The following is a 22,260-nucleotide window of genomic DNA, read 5'->3' as shown; positions in this document are numbered from 1 at the left end:
GCCGCCGACAAAATCATGGACCGGCGCCGCCGGGCTCGATCGGCGGCGACGGATGCTACAATTGCTGCACGTCGACGACACCCGCGACCGCCTTGATCGCGCCTGCGATTTGCGGCGAGACCTTGAAGCGGCCGGGCAGCTTCATCTCCACCTCGGTCTCGAGGTCGAGCATCATCACCAGCGAGACCTCGCCGTCGCCGTTGGAGCGCTGCGCGATGCCGGGGCTGCCGACCTTCGGCGCGCCGCCGTTCGATGGCGCGGCGTCCGGACCTGCAAGCCGACGCGCGATCGATTCCAGCGGCTTGGTGTCGCGCAGGAAGATGCGCAGCCCCTTCTGCGTCTTGGCGGCGGCGTCATCGAGCGGCTCGGCGTGCAGCACACGCGCGCGCACGTCCTCGCCCTGCAATTCCGCACCTAGCTGCAGCAGCACCGCGGCGCCCGGCTCAAGCACGTCGCGATATTGCGCGAGCCCTTCGGAGAACAGCACCGCCTCAAAGTGGCCCGTGGGATCAGAAAGTCCCATGATGCCCATCTTGTTGCCGGTCTTGGTGCGCCGCTCCATGCGCGACACCACGGTGGCGGCGACCTTGCCGGCGGTTGCGCCGGTTTTGACGGCGCGCGAAAACTCCGCCCAGCTCTGCACGCGCAGGCGTTTGAGCACCGTCGCGTAATCGTCGAGCGGATGCCCCGACAGGAAGAAACCGATCGCATCATATTCGCGCCGCAGCCGCTCGGCCGGCAACCAGGCCTCGATCTGCGGCAGCATGATGGTAGGCGCATCCGACGCACCTCCGAACATGTCGTTCTGCCCGATGGTCGCGGCCTCATGCGCACGCTGGCAGGCGGCGAGGATCGCATCCGCACCGGCAAAGACGCGGGCGCGGTTCGGCTCCAGCGTGTCGAAGGCGCCGGCGGCGGCGAGACTTTCGATAATGCGCTTGTTGATCGCGCGCGGCGACACGCGCGCGGCGAAATCGGCGAGTGACGTGAACGGGCCGTTCTTGGTGCGCTCCTCGATGATCTGCTCGACGGCCTGAAGGCCGACGCCCTTGAGCGCTGCGAGCGCGTAGTAGATGGTCTTCTCGCCGACCTCGAAGGTCGCCCCTGAGCGGTTGACGTTCGGCGGCTCGACCTTGATGCCGAGGCGCTGCGCCTCGGAGCGAAATTCGGACAGCTTGTCGGTGTTGTTGAGGTCGAGCGTCATCGACGCCGCGATGAACTCCACCGGATAATGCGCCTTCATGTAGGCGGTGTGGTAGGACACCAGCGCATAGGCTGCCGCGTGGCTCTTGTTGAAGCCGTAGTCGGCGAATTTGGCGAGCAGCTCGAAGATCGTCTCGGCCTGCGCTTTCGGCACGCCGTTCTTCACCGCGCCGGCGACGAAGATATCGCGCTGCTTGTCCATCTCGGCGCGGATCTTCTTGCCCATCGCGCGGCGCAGGAGGTCGGCGTCGCCGAGCGAATAGCCCGACATCACCTGCGCGATCTGCATCACCTGTTCCTGGTAGATGATGACGCCGAACGTCTCTTTGAGGATCGGCTCGAGGACGGGGTGGAGATATTCCGGCTCCTCGTCGCCGTGCTTGCGCGAGCAATAGGTCGGGATGTTCGCCATCGGGCCCGGACGATAGAGCGCGACCAGCGCGATGATGTCCTCGAAGCGGTCGGGGCGCATGTCGACCAGCGCGCGCCGCATGCCCTGGCTTTCAACCTGGAACACGCCGACCACCTCGCCGCGGGCCAGCATCTGGTAGCTCTCGGCATCGTCGATCGGCAGCGTCGCGAGATCGACATGGATGTCGCGCGGCTTGAGCAGTTTGCACGCGACGTCGAGGACCGTCAGCGTCTTCAGGCCGAGGAAGTCGAACTTCACGAGGCCCGCGGGCTCGACCCATTTCATGTTGAACTGGGTCACCGGCATGTCGGACTTGGGATCGCGATACATCGGCACGAGCTCGCTCAGGGGGCGATCGCCGATCACGATGCCGGCCGCGTGCGTCGAGGCGTGGCGCGTCAGGCCCTCGAGGCGCTGGGCAATGTCGAAGGCGCGCGCCACCACCGGGTCTTCATCGCGAAACGCCTGGAGCTTTGGCTCGCTCTCGATCGCGGCGGCCAGCGTCACCGGTGCGGCCGGATTCTGCGGAACCAGCTTGGTCAGCTTGTCGACCTGCCCATAGGGCATTTGCAGTACGCGCCCGACGTCGCGCAGCACGCCGCGCGCTTGCAGGGTGCCGAAGGTGATGATTTGGGCGACCTGATCGCGGCCGTAGCGTTCCTGGACGTACTTGATTACCTCGCCGCGGCGGTCCTGGCAGAAGTCGATGTCGAAGTCCGGCATCGAGACGCGCTCGGGATTGAGGAAGCGCTCGAACAGCAGCCCGAACTTGATCGGATCGAGATCAGTGATGGTCAAGGCCCAGGCGACCAGCGAGCCTGCGCCGGAGCCGCGGCCCGGCCCGACCGGAATGCCCTGCGACTTCGCCCATTTGATGAAGTCGGAGACGATCAGGAAGTAGCCCGCATATTTCATGCGGGTGATGACGTCGACCTCGAAGGCGAGCCGCTTGTTGTAGTCCTCCTCGGTCGTGCCCTGCGACAGGCCGTGCACGCGCAGGCGGTTGGCAAGCCCCTCCTCCGCCTGCCGCTTCAATTCGCCCGCCTCGACCGCGGCCGCATCGGAGCTGCCTGCGGCGCCGACGGTGAAGAACGGCAGGATCGGCTTGCGCGTCATCGGTCGGAACGAGCAGCGTTCGGCGATCTCGATCGTCCAGGCCAGCGCTTCCGGAATGTCGGCGAACAGCACCGCCATCTCGGCGCGCGTCTTGAAGCGGTGATCGGGCGTGAGTTGCTCGCGCTCGGTCTCGGCGATCAGCCGCCCGCCGGCGATGCAGAGCAGCGCATCGTGAGCCTCGTAATCGTCGGTCGAAGCGAAGTACGGCTCGTTGGTCGCAACCAGCGGCAGGCCTTTCGTATAGGCAATGTCGATCAGCCCGCTCTCGATGCGGCGTTCCTTGTCGATGCCATGACGCTGCAATTCGATGTAGAGGCGGTCGCCGAACAGACCGGCGAGTCGCTCACAGCGCGTGGCCGCGAGCTCCGCGTGGCCGGCCGCGAGCGCAAGCGAGATCGGCCCGTCTGGACCGCCCGTGAGCGCGATCAAGCCGTCGGTCTCGCCGTCAAGCCAATCGAACTTGATGAACGGCGCGTGGCTGTCGGGAGTCTCGAGGAACGCGCGCGAGTTCAGCCGCATCAGGCTGCGATAGCCGCGCTCCTGCGCGGCCAGCAGCACGACCCGCGAGGGCAGAATCGCATTGCGCGCATTCGGATCCTGGTCGCCGAAATCGATCGCGAGCTCGCAGCCGACGATCGGCTGGACGCCCGAGCCCGCCATCTTGTCGGAGAACTCCAGCGCACCGAACATGTTGTCGGTGTCGGTCAGCGCCAGCGCCGGCTGATGGTCCTTTTTCGCAAGCTCCGCGAGCTTGGCGATCTTGATCGAACCCTTGAGCAGCGAATAGGCCGAGTGAACGTGAAGATGGACAAATCCGGCGCTCGGCATGGTCGCTTACGGCCTTTCAACATCGTGGGGACACCAGCCGGACCTGGGCGCAGGATGCGCGCTCCGTTGGCCCGACTCGCCCGACAATGGTGGTGCCTCGGCCGCCAAGAGTCTACGGAGAGTCCATGGCGCGGGCGCACATTCCTAGCGCCGTCCCGCTTTTCAACAAGCGGCCGCCGGTCCCCGCTCAGAGCTGGGGAATCAGAGCTGAGGGATGACTTGCGCCCAGATCGCGATCATCCCGACGAACAGCGTGATCGATGCCAGCGCAGCGGCTTCTTCCACGAAGATCTTCAACATGGCCTTGCTCCCTCGCTAGAACATAGAGAGAACATTGTTCTATTTTTGTTCTAAGAGTCAAGCTGCGCGACGGGGCTCGCGACCCGGCTTTGCACTCAATGGTTAACTCGATGAATTCTCGAAACAAAAAAGCCCCGGCGCAAGGCCGGGGCTTTCGCGACCGCTCCAATGGAGCGATCCTGTCGGTACCTAATATCAGTACTTCGCGATGATCGGGCCGCCGAACTTGTAGTTCAGGCGGACGAGACCCATGTCGACGTCCTGACGGATGCGGTCGGTACCCACGAGACCCGTGAAGGTGACGTCCTTGTCCTGCAGGAAGATGTGGTTGTACTCGACGCCAACCGACCAGTTCGGAGCGAAGCCGACTTCGAGGCCGGCACCGACCGTGCCACCCCAACGGGTCTGGCTGGTCGAGGCAAGCAGCGCGCCGGTGGCAGTGCTGTAGACGTCGAACTTGTCGCCGACCACGGCCGCGCCGCCCTTCACGTAAACGAGCACGTTGTTCCAGGCGTAGCCGACCTGACCGGTGATCAGACCGAACGAATCGATACGGCTGCGGTTGCGATCCGCGAACAGCAGGCTGACGTTGTCGCCGGAGAAGTCGGCCCAGTTGCCCTGGCCTTCGACGCCGAACACCCACTGCCCGGTCTGCCAGCGATAGCCGATCTGACCACCGACGGTACCGCCGGTCGCGTTGTGCGAACCTTCAGTGCCCGTGCCGACGAAATCCCAGGTCGTGTGAGCCGAACCACCGCCGCCGTTGATACCGATGTAGAAGCCGCTCCAGTCGTAGACCGCGGCGATCGCCGCAGGCGGCGCCTTCGTATAAGGCCGTGCTGCGAGGTCAGCAGCCACCGCCGGCGCAGCCGCGCTGAGCGCAACGAGGCTAGCAGTGACAAGCAACAAACTCTTCTTCATTTGATTCCCGTTCCAGTTTCTTCAGTAGGCCCCCGGGCCATGGGCACCTCTTACCAGCCATCGACGGAATTGCTGTAACCGCGACGCCACAGTCCTATCGAAAGGCCCCGCGAGGTAAATGAATGTTTCTCGCACGCGCCTGGAACTCATTTGGGTTCTATTTTTGCAGTGGTTCCAGCGTCAATCTGCTGAGTCTCCGCTCGCGGAGGAGTGTTCACATCTTGGTGTGAACACGAGTATGACAATCGATATTTTTGTCTCCGTATTGTCGCCACAATTTCGCGAGCGCTGTTCCACAATGCGGCTCGCTCACACCGGCGTGTAGATCACAAGCTGCTAAGCGGGATGATCCTTGGCCTGAAAAAAATCCCGTGCTCGAGAGCGGGGTGACGTCGTATAGATCCCATCGTTCGATTTCTGCACCGGAGGCGTGGTCAGTGCCCCATGCCTGGCATCACCTTGCCGTTGAAGATTTCGGGGTTCGGGGGACCCTCCACGCTCAGGATGCCCGACAGCCCACGCTCCAATCGTGAAAGCGCATGATCGACCAGCGTGTAATTGCCCGGCACTTCCAGCTTGAAGTCAACGACAACCGCGCCGCCCGGCGCCACGGTGACGGTCTGAATTCCCTCATGCGGCGGGCTTTGAAGTCCGCCAAACGTATAGACCTTGTCGAGTATCTCCCCGATGACATGGAATGAGGATGTGTAGTTCGGTCCGCCGACGCCGAAGAAAATGCGCACGGTTTCGCCGACCTTGGCGTGCAGTGGGTGGAGCTTGGACAGCGCTCCGACTGAGCCGTTGAAGACGAAGTATTCGGGACGTTCGTTCAGAAGCTTCTCCACGCTGAACTCTGCGCTTCCACGCTGGCCGAAGGGCATGTCGGAATAGATTTCGCCCTGCATGACATAGAACTCGTGATCCACCGGCGGCAGGCCGCCTTCAGGCTCCACGAGAATCATGCCGTACATGCCGTTTGCAATATGCTCGGCGACCATTGGGGTGGCGCAGTGATAGACGTAGAGGCCCGGCACCAGCGCCTTCCATGTCATTGATTTCTCCTGGCCGGGATCGACCTGGAGAGCGGCCGCACCGCCGCCCGGGCCCGTCGCGGCGTGGAAATCGACCGAATGGATCATCGAGCTGTCGCTGGAATTCTTCAGATGAATGTCGATGGTGTCGCCGACGCGCACCCGGATCATCGGGCCCGGCACCTTGCCGTTGAAGGTCCAGTAGCCGAACGTCGTTCCTTCCGCGAGCCGGCCTTCGAGCTCGACGCTCAAGAGGTCGACACGCACGGTTTGCGGATCGCGTTTGCCGATCGGCGGCGGCACGTCGGCGGGCTCGCGTGAAATATCGGCTTCCACCACCGCCTGAGGCGGCGGGCGCGGGGTAACCAGGAATTGACCTTCCATTCCGGCTTGCCGATGGCCGGGCACGCTGCAGAAATAAACGAAGTCCCCGGACTTATCGGCGCGGAATGCGATCGTCGTGCTTGCACCCTTTCCGGTGACGCGTGGCGAGGTGGTGTTCTGGTCGGGAAAGGCGATATCGTGCTGCGCCCCTTCGCCATTGATCAGAGTGAGTTGAACCACCTGTCCCTCGACGGCAGTCAAGACCGGATTGACCTTGCCGTCGATCTCGCCGCCCTCACCGATATAGACCATTCGCCCTTCCGCGATCCCCGAACGCAAGGTGTATCGCGCGTCGGGAATGTAGGTGACGGAGGGACCTGGCGCGGCTTGCGCCGCCTGTGTCTGGGCCGGCTGTGGCGTGGGCGGCGGCGTAGCCTGCGAAGGCTGCTGAGCGGCGGTGGCCGCGGGCTGCGTGCCGCCCGCGAGATATGCGATGACGTCGGCCCGGTCATGATCGGTCTTGAGGCCGGGGAACGGCATCTTGTTGCCCGGCACGACCTTCGCCGGATCGGCCAGATATTGGTCGAGCGTCTGCACACTCCACACGATGTCAGCCGATTTCATCGCGGGCGAATAATTTAACCAGCCTCCGTACCGGCCTTGCGGCCGATGACGCCGGCCAGCGACGGGCCGAGCATGTTTTTGCCGGGCTCGGTGGAATGACAAGCCTGGCACTTCCTGAAGACCAGACGACCTGCCGTAGCATCGCCGATGCCCGGCGCGGCATTCGAGGCAGCCGTTGCGGCATTGGACGCGGGCGGCGGAGCGTTGGAGGCTGGTGCCGCAGGTGATTGTCCGGTCGTTGCGCTCGCCTGCGGCGTGTTGCCCTGTGCCATATGGTCATGAGCGGATGGTGACGGGGCGGCGGGCAGCGACGGCGTTGCGCTTGGAGGCTGGATGTTCGCCGCCCTGTGGTCATCAGCGGACGGCGAGGCAGCAGCGGCCGGAGATGCCGCGGCTGCGTTCGCCGACGGCTTTGGTGTCGGTGCGGGATTGTTCTGATCGACCGGCGGCTGAGCAGGCGCCTTGCCTGATTGAGCGAGCTGCTGCGCAGGTTGCTTCGCGCTGCCGCCTTGTGGCGACGGCGTCTCGGTCGAGGCGACGGCCGGCTGGCCCCGATTGCGACCTTGGTCCGACGAGGCGGCTTGATCAGAGGTGGGGGCTGCGGCAGATGGCGGATTCGTCGATGAAGACAGGTGTCCGACCAGATAGATCCCGCCGAAAATCACGGCCAGCCCGACAATGAAAACGGACGATGCCCGCCAGACGGCGCGAATTTGTTCCCACATCCTGAAAACCCGCTGCTTTGTCCGGCGCTCGTCGCAAGTATCGCTGCAACGCATCGGTCCCGTTTGATCTAAATCAACGGCGTAGACCGGCGCGCAGATGACGAGCTTCAACGCCGAATCGTCATTGCCACAATCGCGTCCCGCGATTGCTTCAAGTCAGCCCCGGTGAGCTGACACCTTTAGTAACCGCCGCAGAGTCTCAGATCGGGCCATGAACGGACCTCGCTACAAGGTGAGACCGCTCATTGGCGCGCGAGGTACATCCTCATCTTCGCAGCCATGTCCTCGACGGGTTCACCGGTTACATCCACGAGAGCTTTCTTCACCGTCCCGGTGAACGGGAATGGCGCCTTGTAGTCCGTATCCATCACCGGCGAACCGGCATCGGCGCCGACACAAACGCCAGCCGCCAAGCCCAACGACAACGGTATGGTGACGGGCAAATCGCCGTTGCCGATGGGATTGCCGTCGACAAACGGCTTGATGCTTGCCGGTACGCCCCTGCCCTCAGGGATGTCCGCCTTGCCTGTCGGTGTGAACTCAAAGCTGAAGATGTGATCGCCTTCGGGGATAGCTGTGTCCGACTGCACCTTGAAACGCTGATCGGCGACGTAGTTGTAGCCGTAGGTCAGCTTGCCATTCTGGACGTAGAAGACGAAGCCGCCATCGCAGCCGCCCATCGAGAGCAGCACACCTTCCGCTCCGCCCCTCGGCACGTTGGCGTGCACCGAGATCGAATGTGCAACATTGATCAGGTAAGGCGCTGCGTTGCTGGGCACCATTTGGGTGCCCGGATAATACAAATAACGTTTGCGATTGGCCGCGATCTGCGGCCGTGGATCGCCGAGCCGCGACGTACCGCGACTGTCGACCGGCAGGACGTCGTATTTGCCGGCCTCGACGTACCACATGCCGATCATCGCGATCAGTCTGTCGCGCTCCTTGTCAGCGAGATTGTTGGTTTCCGCAAAATCCTCCTTGAGATTGTAAAGCTCCCAACCCTTGGCATCGAGTTCGATCAGCTTGGCGTAGTCGATGGCGGCGCCAAACGTCCGGCCGGACTCGGTGAACGACGTACCCGGCCATGGACAGACTGCGCGCCAGCCGTCGTGGTAGAGTGAGCGATGGCCGAACATCTCGAAGTACTGCGTGAAGTGCAGCGGCGCCGCGTTTGCATCGTCAAACGACGACGTGAGGCTGAAGCCCTGCAGGGGTGACTGCGTAACGCCGCGAATTTGGACCGGCGGCTCGATGCCGAGCGCGTCCAGCACCGTCGGCACCATATCAATGGCATGACAATACTGCGTGCGTATCTCACTCTTGGACTTGATGCCTTTCGGCCAGATGATCATGAACGGGTCGGAGACGCCGCCGCGGTAGGTTTCCCGCTTCCAGCGCCGGAACGGCGTGTTGCCGGCATGTGTCCAGCCCCAGGCGTAATGATTGAAGTATTTCGGGCCGCCCAGGTCGTCGATCGCCGCGAGATTCTGCTGCAGGTCGTCCGGCACGTTGTTGAAGAACTTGCCTTCGTTCACCGAGCCGTGCGGGCCGCCCTCGGCGCTTGCGCCGTTGTCTGAAACCACCATGATGAGCGTGTTGTCGTATTCGCCCATGTCCTTGAGGAAGGTGATCAGCTCGCCGATGTAGTGGTCGGTGTGCTCCAGATATCCTGCGAACACTTCCATCATTCGGGCGTAGAGGCGGCGCTCATCGGACGGCAGTTTGTCCCAGTCCTGCACGTCTGGATCGTGTCGCGACAGAGCCGTGTTCGACGGTATGATCCCAAGCGCCTTCTGTTTCTCGAAAACCTGCTTGCGATAGGCATCCCAACCTGCGTCAAACTTGCCCTTGTACTTGTCGGCCCACTCCTTCGGAACATGATGCGGCGCGTGCATGGCTCCCGTGGCGAAGTACATGAAGAACGGCTTGTTGGGCGCCACCTGTTTGGAGTCCGCAATCATGCCCTTCGCCTTGCTGACGAGGTCGGGCGTGAGGTGGTACCCCTCCTCCGGCGTCTTCTCTGGCTCCGTCTGGCTGTTATCCCGCACTAGCTCCGGGTAGTACTGATGTGTATCCCCGCCGAGGAATCCATAGTAGCGCTCGAATCCACGGCCGAGAGGCCAGCGGTCGTAAGGGCCGGCCGCTGAAGTCTGTTCGGCCGGCGTCAGATGCCATTTGCCGAGGCAATAGGTATTGTAGCCGTTCTGCTGAAGGATTTCCGACAGAAAGCCGTTCTCGAACGGGATCTGTCCATTGGCTCCCGGAAAGCCCTCCGAGCCTTCAGTGATGCATGCCATCCCATTCGAATGGTGATTGCGCCCCGTCAGGAAGCAGGAACGCGATGGCGAACACAGTGCGGTGGTATGCATATTGTTGTAGCGCAGCCCATCAGCGCCGAGTGCATCCAGATTGGGTGTGTTGATCGGGCTCCCGAAACAACCGATGTGCCCGAAGCCGGTGTCATCGAGAACGATGAACAGCACGTTCGGCGCGCCCTCCCGCGCCCGGACGGGCGCTGGCCATGCCGGTTTGGATACGTCAAAGGTTCGGCCGATCACACCGGAAAACGCCTGCCCGGGTTTGTACTCCTTCAGCGGGCCCTGCGCTTGCGAAGGCTCAGGTCGCGTGGCGACTGCAGATGTGGTGACGAGTGCTGTGCTTCCAAGCAGGAACTTCCGACGATTGATTGCGACGTTCGTCTTCATGCTGTCCTCCCGGTGCTCAAGTTTTCCTGAGGAGCCGACACAAGTCGAAACGAGAGACACGCCGCGCTCCAAGCAAGGCTTGGATGCAGGCGTAGCAATGCGCAGCTTGAATCGGACGGCGCGACGGCGGTTGATCTAGATCAACCTCGTCACTGGCGCCCGACTGTCTCACTCACCTGCACGATATCGTCGAGTTGCCACGACTTGTCGAAATAGGCTTCCTTCGGCCCACAGAACCGGGAACAAGCCCTTGCCGGAGCTTGTCTTCATCGCTCCGGCTGATCGCAACATTTCCGTTCGGCTCTCGAAATCTGACGCTTGGCCCTTGCGCTTACGCGCTCACACCGGCGTGTAGATGACGAGCTTCAACGCCGGATCGTCATTGGCCTGAAAACTCGTGTGCTCGAAATGAAGCACGCCCAGGGTGGGATGAGACATGGTCTTGAGGCCCGAGGCGGTGCTGCGGATCTCGTGCGCTTCCCACCATTTGACGAATTCCGGACTGCCCTGCCGCAGCCGCGTCAGCAACGCCACAAACGCGGGATCGCCCGCCCATACGTCATGTGTTGCGCGAAACATCGCCACCATGCGTTTTGCCACTTCCGCCCAGCTCGCACCGTAAGCCTTTCGCGTCTGCTTGTTGGTCATCATGAGAAGCATCGTGTTGCGATCTTCCTCCGCTAGCTTCCCGAACGCAAAGACCTCCTCGGCGGCATCGTTCCACGCCAGCACGTCCCAGCGCCGTCCAACAATGTAGGCCGGCTGGTTCAGGCTCTCGATCAGCCGCAGGATCGGCGGCGGCACGACCTCGCGCGTGAACGCACCCCTCGCGCCGTCGCGCGCCAGCGCCTTCAGATGCGCATGCTCGGTCCTGGAAAGGCGCAGCGCGCGGGCCAGCGCATCGATGGTGGTGACCGACGGGCTTACTGTGCGCCCCTGCTCGAGGCGGATGTACCAGTCGACGCCGATCCCTGCGAGCTGCGCCACCTCCTCGCGCCGCAGCCCCGCCGTGCGCCGACGGCGGCCGATCGGGAGGCCAACGGATTTCGGCGTCAGCTTCTCGCGGCGTGAGCGCAGGAAGTCACCGAATTCGACACGTCGGGGATCGGCCATGATCTTGCTTCCGGCTCAGGGAGGGCCCTTTGGATACTAGGATAATACCAGGCCTTCATGCGCTTTCAAGGCGGACGCATATTCCTGCTTCAGCTCGAATAAGAGGTGAACGTCATGAAGGCCGCCGTCCTCAAATCCCTGGGAACACCGCTCGCGATCGAAGATGTCCCCGTTCCCGTGCTCGGCACGGGCGAGGTCATCGTCGACGTCGTCGCCACCCGCGTGCTGCCCTATCTGAACGAGGTCTTCAGCGGCGCGCGCAACTACGCCCTGGATCTTCCCGTGATCCCCGGCCCCGGCGGCATCGGCCGGGTCCGCGCCATCGGACCGGATGCAACGAAACTCGCCGTGGGCGACTGGGTATTCTGCGATCCGACCGTGCGTTCACGCGACGACGCACTGTCGCCCGACATCACATTGCAGGCGCTGAGCGCCCGCGACGAAGGCGGCATGAAGCTGCAGAAGTACTTCCGTCACGGCTCGTTCGCCGAGCAGATGCGAGTGCCGACGGAAAACGTGAAGCGGCTCGGCGCGATCACCTCCGTCGAAGCCGCGCAATGGTGCGCGCTCGGCACCATGCTCGTGCCCTACGGCGGTTTCCTCGCCGCCAAGCTCCAGCCTGGCGAGACCGTACTGGTCAGCGGCGCCACCGGCAATTTCGGCAGCGCCGCCGTGGCGGTGGCGCTTGCGATGGGCGCGGCCAGCGTCGTGGCGCCGGGGCGCAACGAGACGATCCTCGCCGATCTCGTTCGGCGCTTCGGCCCGCGCGTCAGGCCCTTTAAACTCTCGGGCAACGAGAGCGACGACCGCGAGCAGATGAAGCGCGCCGCCGCCGGGCCGATCGATTGCGTGTTCGACATCATGCCGCCCTCGGTCAGCCCCACGGTGGTGCGCGCTGCGATCATGGCGGTGCGCGCCTACGGCCGCGTCGTGCTGATGGGGGGCATCGGCATGGCCGGTGGACCTGGGCTCGAACTGCCCTACCCCTGGATCATGCGCAATTGCATCACCATCCATGGCGTCTGGATGTATCCGCCGGATGCGGCGGTCCGCCTGATCGCGCTCGTGCGCGCCGGGCTGCTGCGCCTCGATCAGTATGAGACGACGGCGTTCGATCTCGATCACGCCAACGAGGCCGTCAAGCACGCTGCAGCCCATGCCGGTCCGTTCAAGATGACGGTGATCCAGCCGTAGGCCGTCCCACATGCTGCGAGGATGGCATCATGCCCGGTGATTTGCCCGACGCGCCAACAGATTTCGTAAAATACGAAGATCTCGCCAGCGGTCGCCGGCTACTTTGCATGGGGTTGTTTTCGAGATTTTAGTCGAGCTCGACCACCTGGCCGTTGGAAAGCGACACCCGGCGGTCCATGCGGCCGGCGAGCTCCATGTTGTGGGTCGCGATCAGCATCGAGACCTGCGTCGCCTTGACCAGCTGCATCAAGGCCTGGAACACATGCTCGGCAGTGCCGGGATCGAGGTTGCCGGTCGGCTCGTCCGCAAACAGCACCCGCGGCGCGTTGGCGACGGCACGAGCAATCGCGACGCGCTGCTGCTCGCCGCCCGACAGCTCGGCGGGGCGATGGGTGATACGGTCGCCGAGCCCGAGATAGGACAGGATATCCTTGGCGCGCTTGACGCTCTCGGATCGCTTCAGGCCGCGGATCATCTGCGGCAGCATGACGTTCTCCAGTGCCGAGAACTCCGGCAGCAGCCGGTGCGACTGGTAGACGAAACCGATCTCGGTTCGGCGAAGCTGCGTGCGCTCGATGTCGGGCAGTTGCGAGGTCGGGGTGCCCCCGACATAGACCTCGCCGGAATCGGGAGCCTCCAGCAGCCCTGCGATGTGCAGCAGCGTCGACTTGCCAGAACCTGACGGCGCCACCAGCGCCACCGACTGTCCAGCCCACAGCGCGAGCTTGGCGCCGTCCAGGATGGTCAGCACGTTCTCGCCCTGCACGTACTGCCGCTTTATCTCGTGGAGATAAATGACCGGTACATCTTCCGCCCCCTGCTCCATCAGCCCCTCACTCGTACCGGAGCGCTTCGACGGGATCGAGACGCGCGGCGCGCCAGGACGGGTAGAGCGTCGCAAGGAACGACAGCGTCAGCGCCATGATGACCACCGCCGTGGTCTCGCCGACGTCGATCTCGGCAGGCAGTCGGGACAGGAAATAGAGCTCCGGCGAGAACAGTTCCGTGCTGGTGAGCCAGGACAGGAACTGCCGGATCGATTCGATATTGAGGCAGATGACGAGGCCGACGAAGAAGCCGACGAGTGTGCCGACCACGCCGATCGAGGCTCCCGTGATCAGGAAGATGCGCATGATCGACCCTTGCGAGGCGCCCATCGTGCGCAGGATCGCGATGTCGCTGCCCTTGTCCTTCACCAGCATGATCAGGCCGGACACGATGTTGAGCGCGGCCACCAGCACGATCATGGTGAGGATCAGGAACATCACGTTGCGCTCGACCTGGAGCGCGTTGAAGAACGTCGAGTTGCGCTGACGCCAGTCGACCAGGAACACCGGCCGGCCGGCAGCCTCCGTCACCGACTTGCGAAACGCGTCAATGCGATCGGGATTGGTAGTGAACACCTCGATCGCGGTGACGTCGTTGTTGCGGTTGAAATAGGCCTGCGCCTCGGGGAGCGGCATGAAGACGAAGCCCGCGTCATATTCGGACATGCCGATCTCGAACACCGCGACGATCTTGTACGGCTTGATCCGCGGCGTCGTGCCCATCGGCGTGACCGCGCCCTTCGGCGCGACCAAGGTGACGCTGTCGCCGGCATGCAGCGACAACTGGTCGGCGAGCCTCCGGCCGATCGCCACGCCCTGCCCTTCGTCAAAGTTCTCGATCGAGCCCTGCTTGATGTTCTTGGCGATCGAGGTGAGGTTGTTCAGGTCGTCGGCGCGGATGCCGCGCACCAGCACGCCCGAGGCATTGAACGGCGAAGAGGCCAACGCCTGGCCGTCGACCACGGGCGCGGCGAGCCGCACACCGTCGACCTGGCTGATGCGCTCGGCGACGTCCTTCCAGTCGGTCAGCGGCGATTCCAGCGGCTGCACCAGAATGTGCCCGTTGAGGCCGAGGATCTTGTCGAGCAGTTCCTTGCGGAAGCCGTTCATGACGGCCATGACGATGATCAGCGTGGCGACGCCAAGCATGATGCCGAGGAAGGAGAATCCGGCGATGACCGAGATGAATCCTTCCTTGCGGCGCGCCCGCAGGTAGCGCGCCGACAACATCCATTCGAACGGCGCGAAGGGCGCGGTTTGCACAGGCTCGGTCATGGTCTCATCCATCGCTCGATAATCCCATGATTCGGGGTCAATTGTGGCCGGATTGCCTGCCCCGCAAATGGCGCGGTGGATAATATTCAACCGGTCAGGCGCGCGACCGCGTCGGCCGGCGACATGGTCTCGCGCGAGCCGTCGGCGCGCCGCTTGATCTCGACCTTGCCGTCGGCGAGCCCCTTCGGCCCGATCATGATCTGCCAGGGGATGCCAATCAGGTCGGCGGCGGCGAACTTGGCGCCGGCGCGCTGGTCGGTGTCGTCGTAGAGCACGTCGACCCCCTTGGCCTGAAGCTCGATATAGAGCTTCTCGCAGGCCGCATCGACGGCCGCATCGCCCTGCTTGAGATTGAGCACGACGGCGCGGAACGGCGCCACCGCTTCCGGCCATTTGATGCCGGCATCGTCATGGCAGGCCTCGATGATGGCCCCGACCAGGCGCGAGACGCCGACGCCGTAAGAGCCGCCGTGGATCGGCACGTCGACGCCGTCGGGCCCCGCCACCGTCGCCTTCATCGGCTCGGAATATTTGGTGCCGAAATAGAAGATCTGGCCGACCTCGATGCCGCGGGTATTGACCCGCTTGTCTTCGGGCACCTCCTGCTCGAAGCGCGCGGCATCGTGCACGTCTTCGGTGGCGGCATAGACCGAAGTCCACTGCTTGATGATCGGCGTGAGATCACTCTCGTAGTCGACGTCCTCGCCCGGCACCGGCAGATCGAGCACGTCGCTATTGATGAAGACGCCGGACTCGCCGGTCTCGGCGAGCACGATGAACTCGTGACTGAGATCGCCGCCGATCGGGCCGGTCTCGGCACGCATCGGGATCGCCTTCAGCCCCATCCGCGCGAAGGTGCGCAAATAGGCGACGAACATCTTGTTGTAGGCGACGCGCGCGGCCGCCTCGTTGAGATCGAAGGAATAGGCATCCTTCATCAGGAATTCGCGGCCCCGCATCACGCCGAAACGCGGACGCTGCTCGTCGCGGAATTTCCATTGAATATGATAGAGATTGAGCGGCAGGTTCTTGTAGGACTTCACATAGGCGCGGAAGATCTCGGTGATCATTTCCTCGTTGGTCGGCCCGTACAGCAGCTCGCGCTTGTTGCGGTCGGCGATGCGCAGCATCTCTGGCCCATAGGCATCGTAGCGGCCACTCTCGCGCCAGAGATCGGCAAGCTGCAAGGTCGGCATCAGCACCTCGATCGCGCCGGAGCGATCCTGCTCCTCGCGCACGATCTGCTCGATCTTCTTCAGCACGCGGAAGCCGAGCGGCAGCCAGGCATAGATGCCGGCGGCCTCCTGCCGGATCATGCCTGCGCGCAGCATCAGGCGATGCGAGACGATCTCCGCCTCTTTCGGATTTTCTTTCAGGATGGGCAGAAAGAACCGGGACAACCGCATAGATACACTCGAAGAATCAGTGAGGGGTTGCAGTGAAACCGGATTGGGAGCGAAAACACAAGGCCGGGAATGAAGAAAACGCGCTAACGCGACGAAATTCCTGTCATTTTTCTGTTTCCTTGAAGTCCCGTTTGAAGACGCAGGCGGCCGTTTCGGAACCCCGAGGCAATGCCTTTCAGTGCGGCGCGACCTCGAGGTCATCCTCGAGCGTGATCTTCTCGAAATCGGTCACCAGCGCGTCGATGCGCACATGCCAGCGGCCGGCGAACGGCAGCTCGACCTTTCGCACGTGCCAGTAGCCGTCAGCGCCGAGCGCGGCGTCATATTCGATAGGCTCGATGCCGCGCTCCGGCAGGCTCAACGTCAGGGTCGCTTCCTTGGCGGAAAGGGGCGTCGCCTCCTCCGTCATGAGCTGGAGCACGAAGTCGTCAGTGCCCGCCTTGCCCGGCAACACCAGAACCTGGAACATCGCCTTCTCACCGTGGATATGGATCGCCAGCGGCGTCTCCGGGACGATCGTGCGCGACGGCGGCGTAAAGCGCCAGCCGGCGACGACAGCGAAGACGGCAAGCGCCAGGACGCATTCGGCCAGGATCGAGCGCTTGAGCGTGCGCGCTCCCTTGATGTTCTTGGCCAGCGCTGGTGTCAGGCGAAAGCGGTTGAGCGCGGCAAGCGCCAGTAGGGCGGCAACGAGCACGAGCTTGATCGAGAGGATGATGCCGTATTTGGTCTCGACCAGGGCGGCAAAGCTCGAGAGCTGAATGACGGCCAGCATCAGGCCCGTCAGCGTCAGGATGACGACGACCGGAAGGGCAGCGCGCGAGAACCGGTTCAGGATCGGCAGTGTGGCGGTGGTCGGTCTCGACATCAGAACGGCCAGCGGTGCCAGCGCGCCGGTCCAGAACGCGATACCGAGGCCGTGGATGAAGATCGCCGGCTTGGTCAACGCCTCCGGCGGTGCCGTCGCGGCGTGGCCGGTGCTGGCGAGCGACAGGCCGACGCCGGCAAGCGCGACAACCGAGAGGACACGCGCGCCCTGCCCTCCAGGCAGCGCGGTGCAGGCGATCAGGATCGTGGCGATCGCGATCAGAAGCGCGGGGCCGGCACTCGTCGTGAATGCAACCGTCCAGGGCGCTGACGTCAGAAGCGCGGTAGGCGGCAGACCGAGGAGATCGAGCCCCAACAGGGGAATCGAGGCGAGCGCACTCAGCACACCCACGACAAGCGCGCTACGGGGCAAAACCATTCCAATCGTCGATCGCGCGATCCAGATCGCAAAGAACACGCCGCCGACACCCGCGAAAAGCCCGAGATAGAGCCCTATCCGCGTGAGCCAGATCAGCGCGTTCACGCCGCTATCGGCAGCCACGGGAACTTGCGTCACGGACGGCAAGCCGATCGAGAAGATGACCGATCCCGCGACGGGATGGCCGTCCTGCGAGATCACGCGATAACTGACGACCGCAGTGCCCTGCGGCAGATCCTGCGGCAGCGCGATCGAGATGGTCTCGCCGAATGCGGTGACGAGAGCCTCCTTGCGCTCCTTTCCGGTCCCGTCGATCAGCCGGATCGCGCCCGGTGTCACCGCCTCGTTGTAGCGCAGCTCGACGCTCTTTGGCGTGCTCGCGACGATGCTTCCATTCGCCGGCTCGACCGAGACCAACGCGGCGTGCGCCCAAGCACCGGTCGCAAATCCGATGCCGAGCAGCAGCGTCGCAGGCGCGGCAAGGATGCGCATCAGGGCTTTGGCAGCAGCTTCACGCCCGGCGCGGGCGATTTGCCCTCATGCGAAGGGGCAGCGCCCTCCGCGGGAATCTCGATCCAGCGGCTGACGCCCTTCTCACATTCCTGCACGACCGGAAAATACAGTGTCGTGTTCGGCTTCAGGCTGTCGGTGAGAAACGTGCTCATCACGAACTCATCATAGTTGTGATCCGGCAACTTGCCGCCCGACCACATCACCTCCTTAGGCCCGGAGGAGACCTTGTTGCCGTGATAGTCGTATTCGCCGCCGTACTTGCCCTCGACGACGTCGACGCTCCAGCCGGCCTTTGGCATCGGCTTAACGGCGATGACGCCTTCGGGGATCTGCACGCGGATCTTCACCGTCGGCGAGCCGGCGCAGCCATGCGGCACGGTAAACACGGCCTTGTAGGACCCGCCGACCGTGGCCTGCTTGGTCTCCAGCGAGACGTGCGCCCCTGCGGACGAGCCTGCCAGCACGCATGCCGCCGTCGTGGTGACGTAGATCAAACCTTTTCGCATTGGAGCCTCACACGTTCATAAATTCATTGCCGCCCCGGCAGCCTTTGCCGCGGCTTCCGCTTCACGAATGAGGTCCTGCCGCCGCTTCAAGACGTCGCCGGCCAGCGCAGGACCGGCACGCTCAGGCGATCCGGAATCGAAGGGCGGCTTAGGATCGTACTCGATCACGAGCTGAATGCGACGCGCAGCTTCCTCGCCCGCAAGCCGCGCTGCGATCGCGAGCGCAAAGTCGATGCCGGCCGTTACGCCGCCGCCCGTCACGCGGTTGCGATCCTCGACCACACGGTCCCTGCGCACGACCGCGCCCATATGCGCGAGCAGACCGCGAACGTACCAGTGCGAAGTGGCCTGATAACCCCTGAGCAGACCCGCGGCGCCAAGCAAGAGCGAGCCGGTACAAACGCTTGTGACGAGGCTCGCGGATTCACCCTGCTGCCGGACGAATTCGACCGTCTCACGGTCCTGCATCGCAGCGACCGTTCCCTTCAGGCCTCCGGGCACGAACACCACGTCGAACAGCTTCGGCGCGTTCTGGAATGTCACCGTCGGCGCAACGGGCAAGCGGACGTCGGTCATGACCGGCTGCTCGGTTTTGCCAATCAGGTGGACCTCCGCCTGCATGATGCTAAACACGGTGAGCGGGCCGGCCAGATCAAGCAGGATCATGTCGGAATGGATCAACAGGCCCACGCGCGGGCGAGCAGGCGACGCCGGCTGCGCAAGCGCGGCCGGCGCGACGAGGTTGAGCAAGGATGCGGCCGCCAGCGTCGCGTTGAACTCTCTTCGATCCATGCTCTTGCTCCACAAAATGTCAGCGAACGAGGACGGTCGAGGCGAGATCGAATGGATCCGCCTCCAGCAGAAACGAAAGGCTCAGTGGTTTGATAAACACCATACCCTCACATCTTCATCCCGGAGTGATCCGGCGATTTCTTCATATCCATGTGTCCGCCATGCTCGCCGCCACCCGGTGCCTGCGCGCCGACGGCCTGGACGTCGAGGGTGACGGCCACCTTGCCGGCCTTCTCGAACTGAAGCGTGACCGGGACCTTGTCGCCCTGCTTGAGCGGTCCCTTCAGCTCCTGCATCATCAGATGATAGCCGCCCGGTGCGAGCTTCACGGTCTTTCCCGGCTCGATCGCGAGACCCTTATCGATCGGGCGCATCTTCATCACGCCGTTGTCCATCGCCATCTCGTGGACCTCGATCTTGCCGGCGATCTCAGCCGAGACGCTGATCAGCCTATCCGGCGCACTGCCTTTGTTCTCGATCGTCAGATAGCCGCCGGCGACCTTTGCTCCGCCAGGCGTGGCCCTGCTCCAGGCCTGCGTGATGACGATATCGCCGGCCTTGACGTCGTCGGCGCGCCCGGGTGCGGCGAACGCCAGCGCTGCAAGCGCTGCGAGCACGAGGATGCGTGAGAGCTTGTTCATGTGGCTAGCCTTTCTCTTGGGTCGTTGCGCCCATCCCACCCGTCAGAACGTGTACTTGCCGGCAACGACGAAGGTTCGTCCCGGGAACGGATGGAACAGGAAGTACTGGTAGTTGAAGACATTATCGATGCCGAAATCGAACGAGAAATTCTTCGTCGCATTGTAGTGGATTTTCATGTCGACGACGAAAAACGGATCGAACGCCTGGTACACGTGGGGAACGACGTCGGTATTGTCGAGGGTCGCATACTGCTTGCCAGTGTAGCGCGCGGCAACGGTATAGACCCAGCTCTCGTTTAGACGGTAGCTGACGCCAACCTTCGCGCGCCAGTCCGGAACATACGGCACGCGTTTGCCGACGACGGTGGTCGCGCCCGACCAGTTCGGATCCGAGATGATCCTGGAATCGACATACGTTACGCTGCCAAAGAGCTGCAGCCCGCGGATCAGGATATTGTCCTTGTCGGCCGACAATTCGACGCCTTGCATGCGGATGGCGGCGACGTTGCTGACCGCCGTCTGGAACGACTGGTTTCCGGACACGTCAGTCACGGTTGTCGTCTGCGAGATCAGCGCGTTGTTCGTGCGTTCGCCGAAGACCGTGAACCTGATCCGGCCGTCCTGCCAACGTCGTTCGAGATTGAGCTCGCCGGTGAAATCCTGCTCGGGCGCGAGCCGAGGATTGGCAAGGTAAGTGATGTTGCTGACGGAAATGTTCTGATAAAGCTCCGTCACCGTCGGGTAGCGATACGCCTCGCCGAAATTCGCAGTGATGTTCCACTCCTTGTTGGGATCATATGAGAGCGAAACCTTCGGCGAGAAATTGGTCGACGATAGCGAGGGCTGTTGCGTCGTCGTCACTGACGTGATGGCGCCGGCGCCCGTCGCCGTCGTGTTGACGTTGAGACCATCAAGCGCCTGCCAGCTCTCCAATCGTCCACCAAGCGTCAGCTTGACGTTCGGCGTGATCTTCCAGGCGTCCTGAACCCAAAACGCCTCGGTCCGTGTCTCGCCGACGCCCGTTGAGTAGAGCTGCCCGTTGCCCGCCGAGGGAGCCGTATACCAAACCGTGGAGGCGTAGACGGGATTCTCGAGCCTGTAGCGGTCGCCGTGAACGCCGAAGCTGATCTCGTGCGGACCGTCGATCCCGTCGGGACGCCAGATGCCCTTGGCATCGGCATTCTGCCAATTGGTGCCGTCCATCCGCGTCACCTTGCCGTTCAGCGAGTAGCCGAGCCCGGGCGACGCTACGACGGTATACGGGTTGAGAAGAATATCCTGAAGGTAATTGTAGCTCGATGCCGAAAGATCAAAATCAAAGACGCCCTTGGTGTCGCTCCGGAGCGAGACGGCGTTGCTCACGTGGAGTTCGTCCCAGGTGTATTTGTTGGGAGCAAACCCCGAAAGGCCTGCAAATGTCGGCTGGCCCGTCACTGTCGATCGCAGATAGGTCTGCGGCTCCGAGGTCTGGTGATTGTTCCAGACCGCGAACGAATAGGTCGCCTGGACCAGCGGGGTCAGGTCGTAGGCAAGCCTGATATTTCCCGACGTCTGCTGCGAGTGCGCCACCGCGCCGGCGCCGACGACATCCGCCACCCCGCCGGTCCGGCTCGGTGCGATGAAGGTGCCCGTCGTCTTGGCCGGGACCGAGCCATTCGTCACATAGCTCAGCGGCTGCTGATAGCTGTCACGATAGTTGGCGCTGATGAGCCACGATAGCGCACCGTCGCGGTTGCCTGCGGCAGCACTGGTCTGGCTGGTGACATAGGTGCTCTTGGTGCCGTACTGACTCCAAGGCATCACCGAGATCGTCTCCTTGGCCGTTGCAAACGGCTTGTCCGGCATCTTCGAGGTGATCAGCAGCACGCCGCCGATCGAGTTGCCGGGATAGGCCGCGGCAAACGGACCGTTGAGATAGTCGACCCGGCCGATCGCCTCCGGCACGATCAGATTCCACTTCGGCGAGGCGCCCGAGTTGTTGTTGCCGATCAGCGCCGAAATCAGGAGATCGTCATAGTAGACCAGCGTACGCGCGCTGGAATTCAGGCCCCAGCTTCGCGTCGCAAGCACCGCCTGGTTGTCGCCGTCGTGCCGTTTCCGCACGAACAGGCTCGGCATGTATTTGACGGCATCCTCGGGGTCTTTGAGGTTGATTGTCTCGTCGATCTCCCTTGCCGTGATGCTGAACGATGTTTGCGGAAGCTGATAGCGCGCTACCGCCGGCGGGGTCTCCAGCGAGGCCCGAGCGGTGCCAGCGCCCTGCCCGCCGGTGGCGACGGCCGCAGCAGCACCTTCGGCAGAGTTTGAGGGTTTCGCACTCCGATTCCGAGCTGCCGTGGATTGGACGGCCGGCTTGCGAGGCTTATGTGATGCCGCAATCGGCGCATCGACCGTCACCGGCGGCAATGCGCTTTCGCCGCTCTGGGCGGCGGCTCCCCCCATCGACGCGAGCAGCGCGGCCTGGACGGCAACGACACTCACGCCGCAACGGGCATGGCGAGGCAACATGGGAATGTCCTGACGCCGGCTTTCTCTCCGGCCATTCGACAGCATCAACC

15 protein-coding genes are annotated in these 22,260 nt (G+C 63.3%); 1 reads left to right on the top strand and 14 read right to left on the bottom strand.

What is annotated here, in order from left to right; translation table 11 throughout:
- Positions 1-55: 55 nt before the first annotated feature.
- From dnaE to SO140_RS16685, 6 genes are all read right to left on the bottom strand, one after another.
- Entirely contained in the window at positions 56-3,559 is a 3,504-nt protein-coding gene (dnaE, locus tag SO140_RS16710; RefSeq protein ID WP_498542833.1) for a DNA polymerase III subunit alpha, read from the bottom strand.
- A gap of 495 nt (positions 3,560-4,054) precedes the next feature.
- Positions 4,055-4,780: an outer membrane protein gene (locus tag SO140_RS16705; protein ID WP_449381644.1), complete on the bottom strand. Its 726-nt coding sequence runs from the start codon at positions 4,778-4,780 to the stop codon at positions 4,055-4,057.
- A gap of 434 nt (positions 4,781-5,214) precedes the next feature.
- Positions 5,215-6,759 (bottom strand): copper-containing nitrite reductase, encoded by a 1,545-nt coding sequence (nirK, locus tag SO140_RS16700; RefSeq protein ID WP_498542832.1) that lies wholly within the window; start codon positions 6,757-6,759, stop codon positions 5,215-5,217.
- 14 nt (positions 6,760-6,773) lie between these two features.
- Entirely contained in the window at positions 6,774-7,484 is a 711-nt protein-coding gene (locus SO140_RS16695; protein ID WP_498542831.1) for a c-type cytochrome, read from the bottom strand.
- A 242-nt stretch (positions 7,485-7,726) separates the two neighbouring features.
- Entirely contained in the window at positions 7,727-10,189 is a 2,463-nt protein-coding gene (locus tag SO140_RS16690; protein WP_498542830.1) for an arylsulfatase, read from the bottom strand.
- A gap of 339 nt (positions 10,190-10,528) precedes the next feature.
- A complete protein-coding gene (locus tag SO140_RS16685; RefSeq protein ID WP_449381647.1) occupies positions 10,529-11,302 on the bottom strand; it encodes a helix-turn-helix transcriptional regulator in 774 nt (257 codons plus the stop codon).
- 114 nt (positions 11,303-11,416) lie between these two features.
- Between SO140_RS16685 and SO140_RS16680 the strand changes: the two genes are divergently transcribed.
- Positions 11,417-12,496, top strand: coding sequence for a zinc-binding dehydrogenase (locus SO140_RS16680; RefSeq protein WP_498541720.1), 1,080 nt, complete (start codon positions 11,417-11,419; stop codon positions 12,494-12,496).
- A 127-nt stretch (positions 12,497-12,623) separates the two neighbouring features.
- On the opposite strand, the gene SO140_RS16675 is transcribed toward SO140_RS16680, so the two are convergent.
- The 8 genes from SO140_RS16675 to SO140_RS16640 all read right to left on the bottom strand — a co-directional run bounded on the left by SO140_RS16675 (position 12,624) and on the right by SO140_RS16640 (position 22,210).
- Positions 12,624-13,325, bottom strand: a complete 702-nt coding sequence (locus tag SO140_RS16675) for an ABC transporter ATP-binding protein (RefSeq protein WP_449381673.1) — start codon at positions 13,323-13,325, stop codon at positions 12,624-12,626.
- 4 nt (positions 13,326-13,329) lie between these two features.
- On the bottom strand, positions 13,330-14,610 hold the full coding sequence (locus SO140_RS16670; RefSeq protein WP_027523839.1) for a lipoprotein-releasing ABC transporter permease subunit: 1,281 nt from the start codon (positions 14,608-14,610) through the stop codon (positions 13,330-13,332).
- Positions 14,611-14,684: 74 nt separating this feature from the next.
- Positions 14,685-16,004: a proline--tRNA ligase gene (proS, locus tag SO140_RS16665; RefSeq protein WP_449381649.1), complete on the bottom strand. Its 1,320-nt coding sequence runs from the start codon at positions 16,002-16,004 to the stop codon at positions 14,685-14,687.
- 175 nt (positions 16,005-16,179) lie between these two features.
- Positions 16,180-17,742, bottom strand: a complete 1,563-nt coding sequence (locus tag SO140_RS16660; protein ID WP_474802389.1) for a copper resistance CopC/CopD family protein — start codon at positions 17,740-17,742, stop codon at positions 16,180-16,182.
- Positions 17,742-18,269 (bottom strand): YcnI family copper-binding membrane protein, encoded by a 528-nt coding sequence (locus SO140_RS16655; protein WP_498542829.1) that lies wholly within the window; start codon positions 18,267-18,269, stop codon positions 17,742-17,744. Before SO140_RS16655 ends, SO140_RS16660 begins: the two co-directional genes overlap by 1 nt.
- A 15-nt stretch (positions 18,270-18,284) precedes the next feature.
- Complete coding sequence (locus SO140_RS16650; protein WP_498542828.1) at positions 18,285-19,061, bottom strand: DJ-1/PfpI family protein; 777 nt, start codon at positions 19,059-19,061, stop codon at positions 18,285-18,287.
- 107 nt (positions 19,062-19,168) lie between these two features.
- Positions 19,169-19,702 (bottom strand): copper chaperone PCu(A)C, encoded by a 534-nt coding sequence (locus SO140_RS16645; protein ID WP_449381653.1) that lies wholly within the window; start codon positions 19,700-19,702, stop codon positions 19,169-19,171.
- A 42-nt stretch (positions 19,703-19,744) separates the two neighbouring features.
- Positions 19,745-22,210, bottom strand: a complete 2,466-nt coding sequence (locus SO140_RS16640; RefSeq protein ID WP_498542827.1) for a TonB-dependent receptor — start codon at positions 22,208-22,210, stop codon at positions 19,745-19,747.
- Positions 22,211-22,260: the final 50 nt, after the last annotated feature.

It is taken from the genome of Bradyrhizobium sp. UFLA05-108, from assembly GCF_059803455.1.
This window is presented reverse-complemented; position numbering and strand designations above follow the sequence as displayed.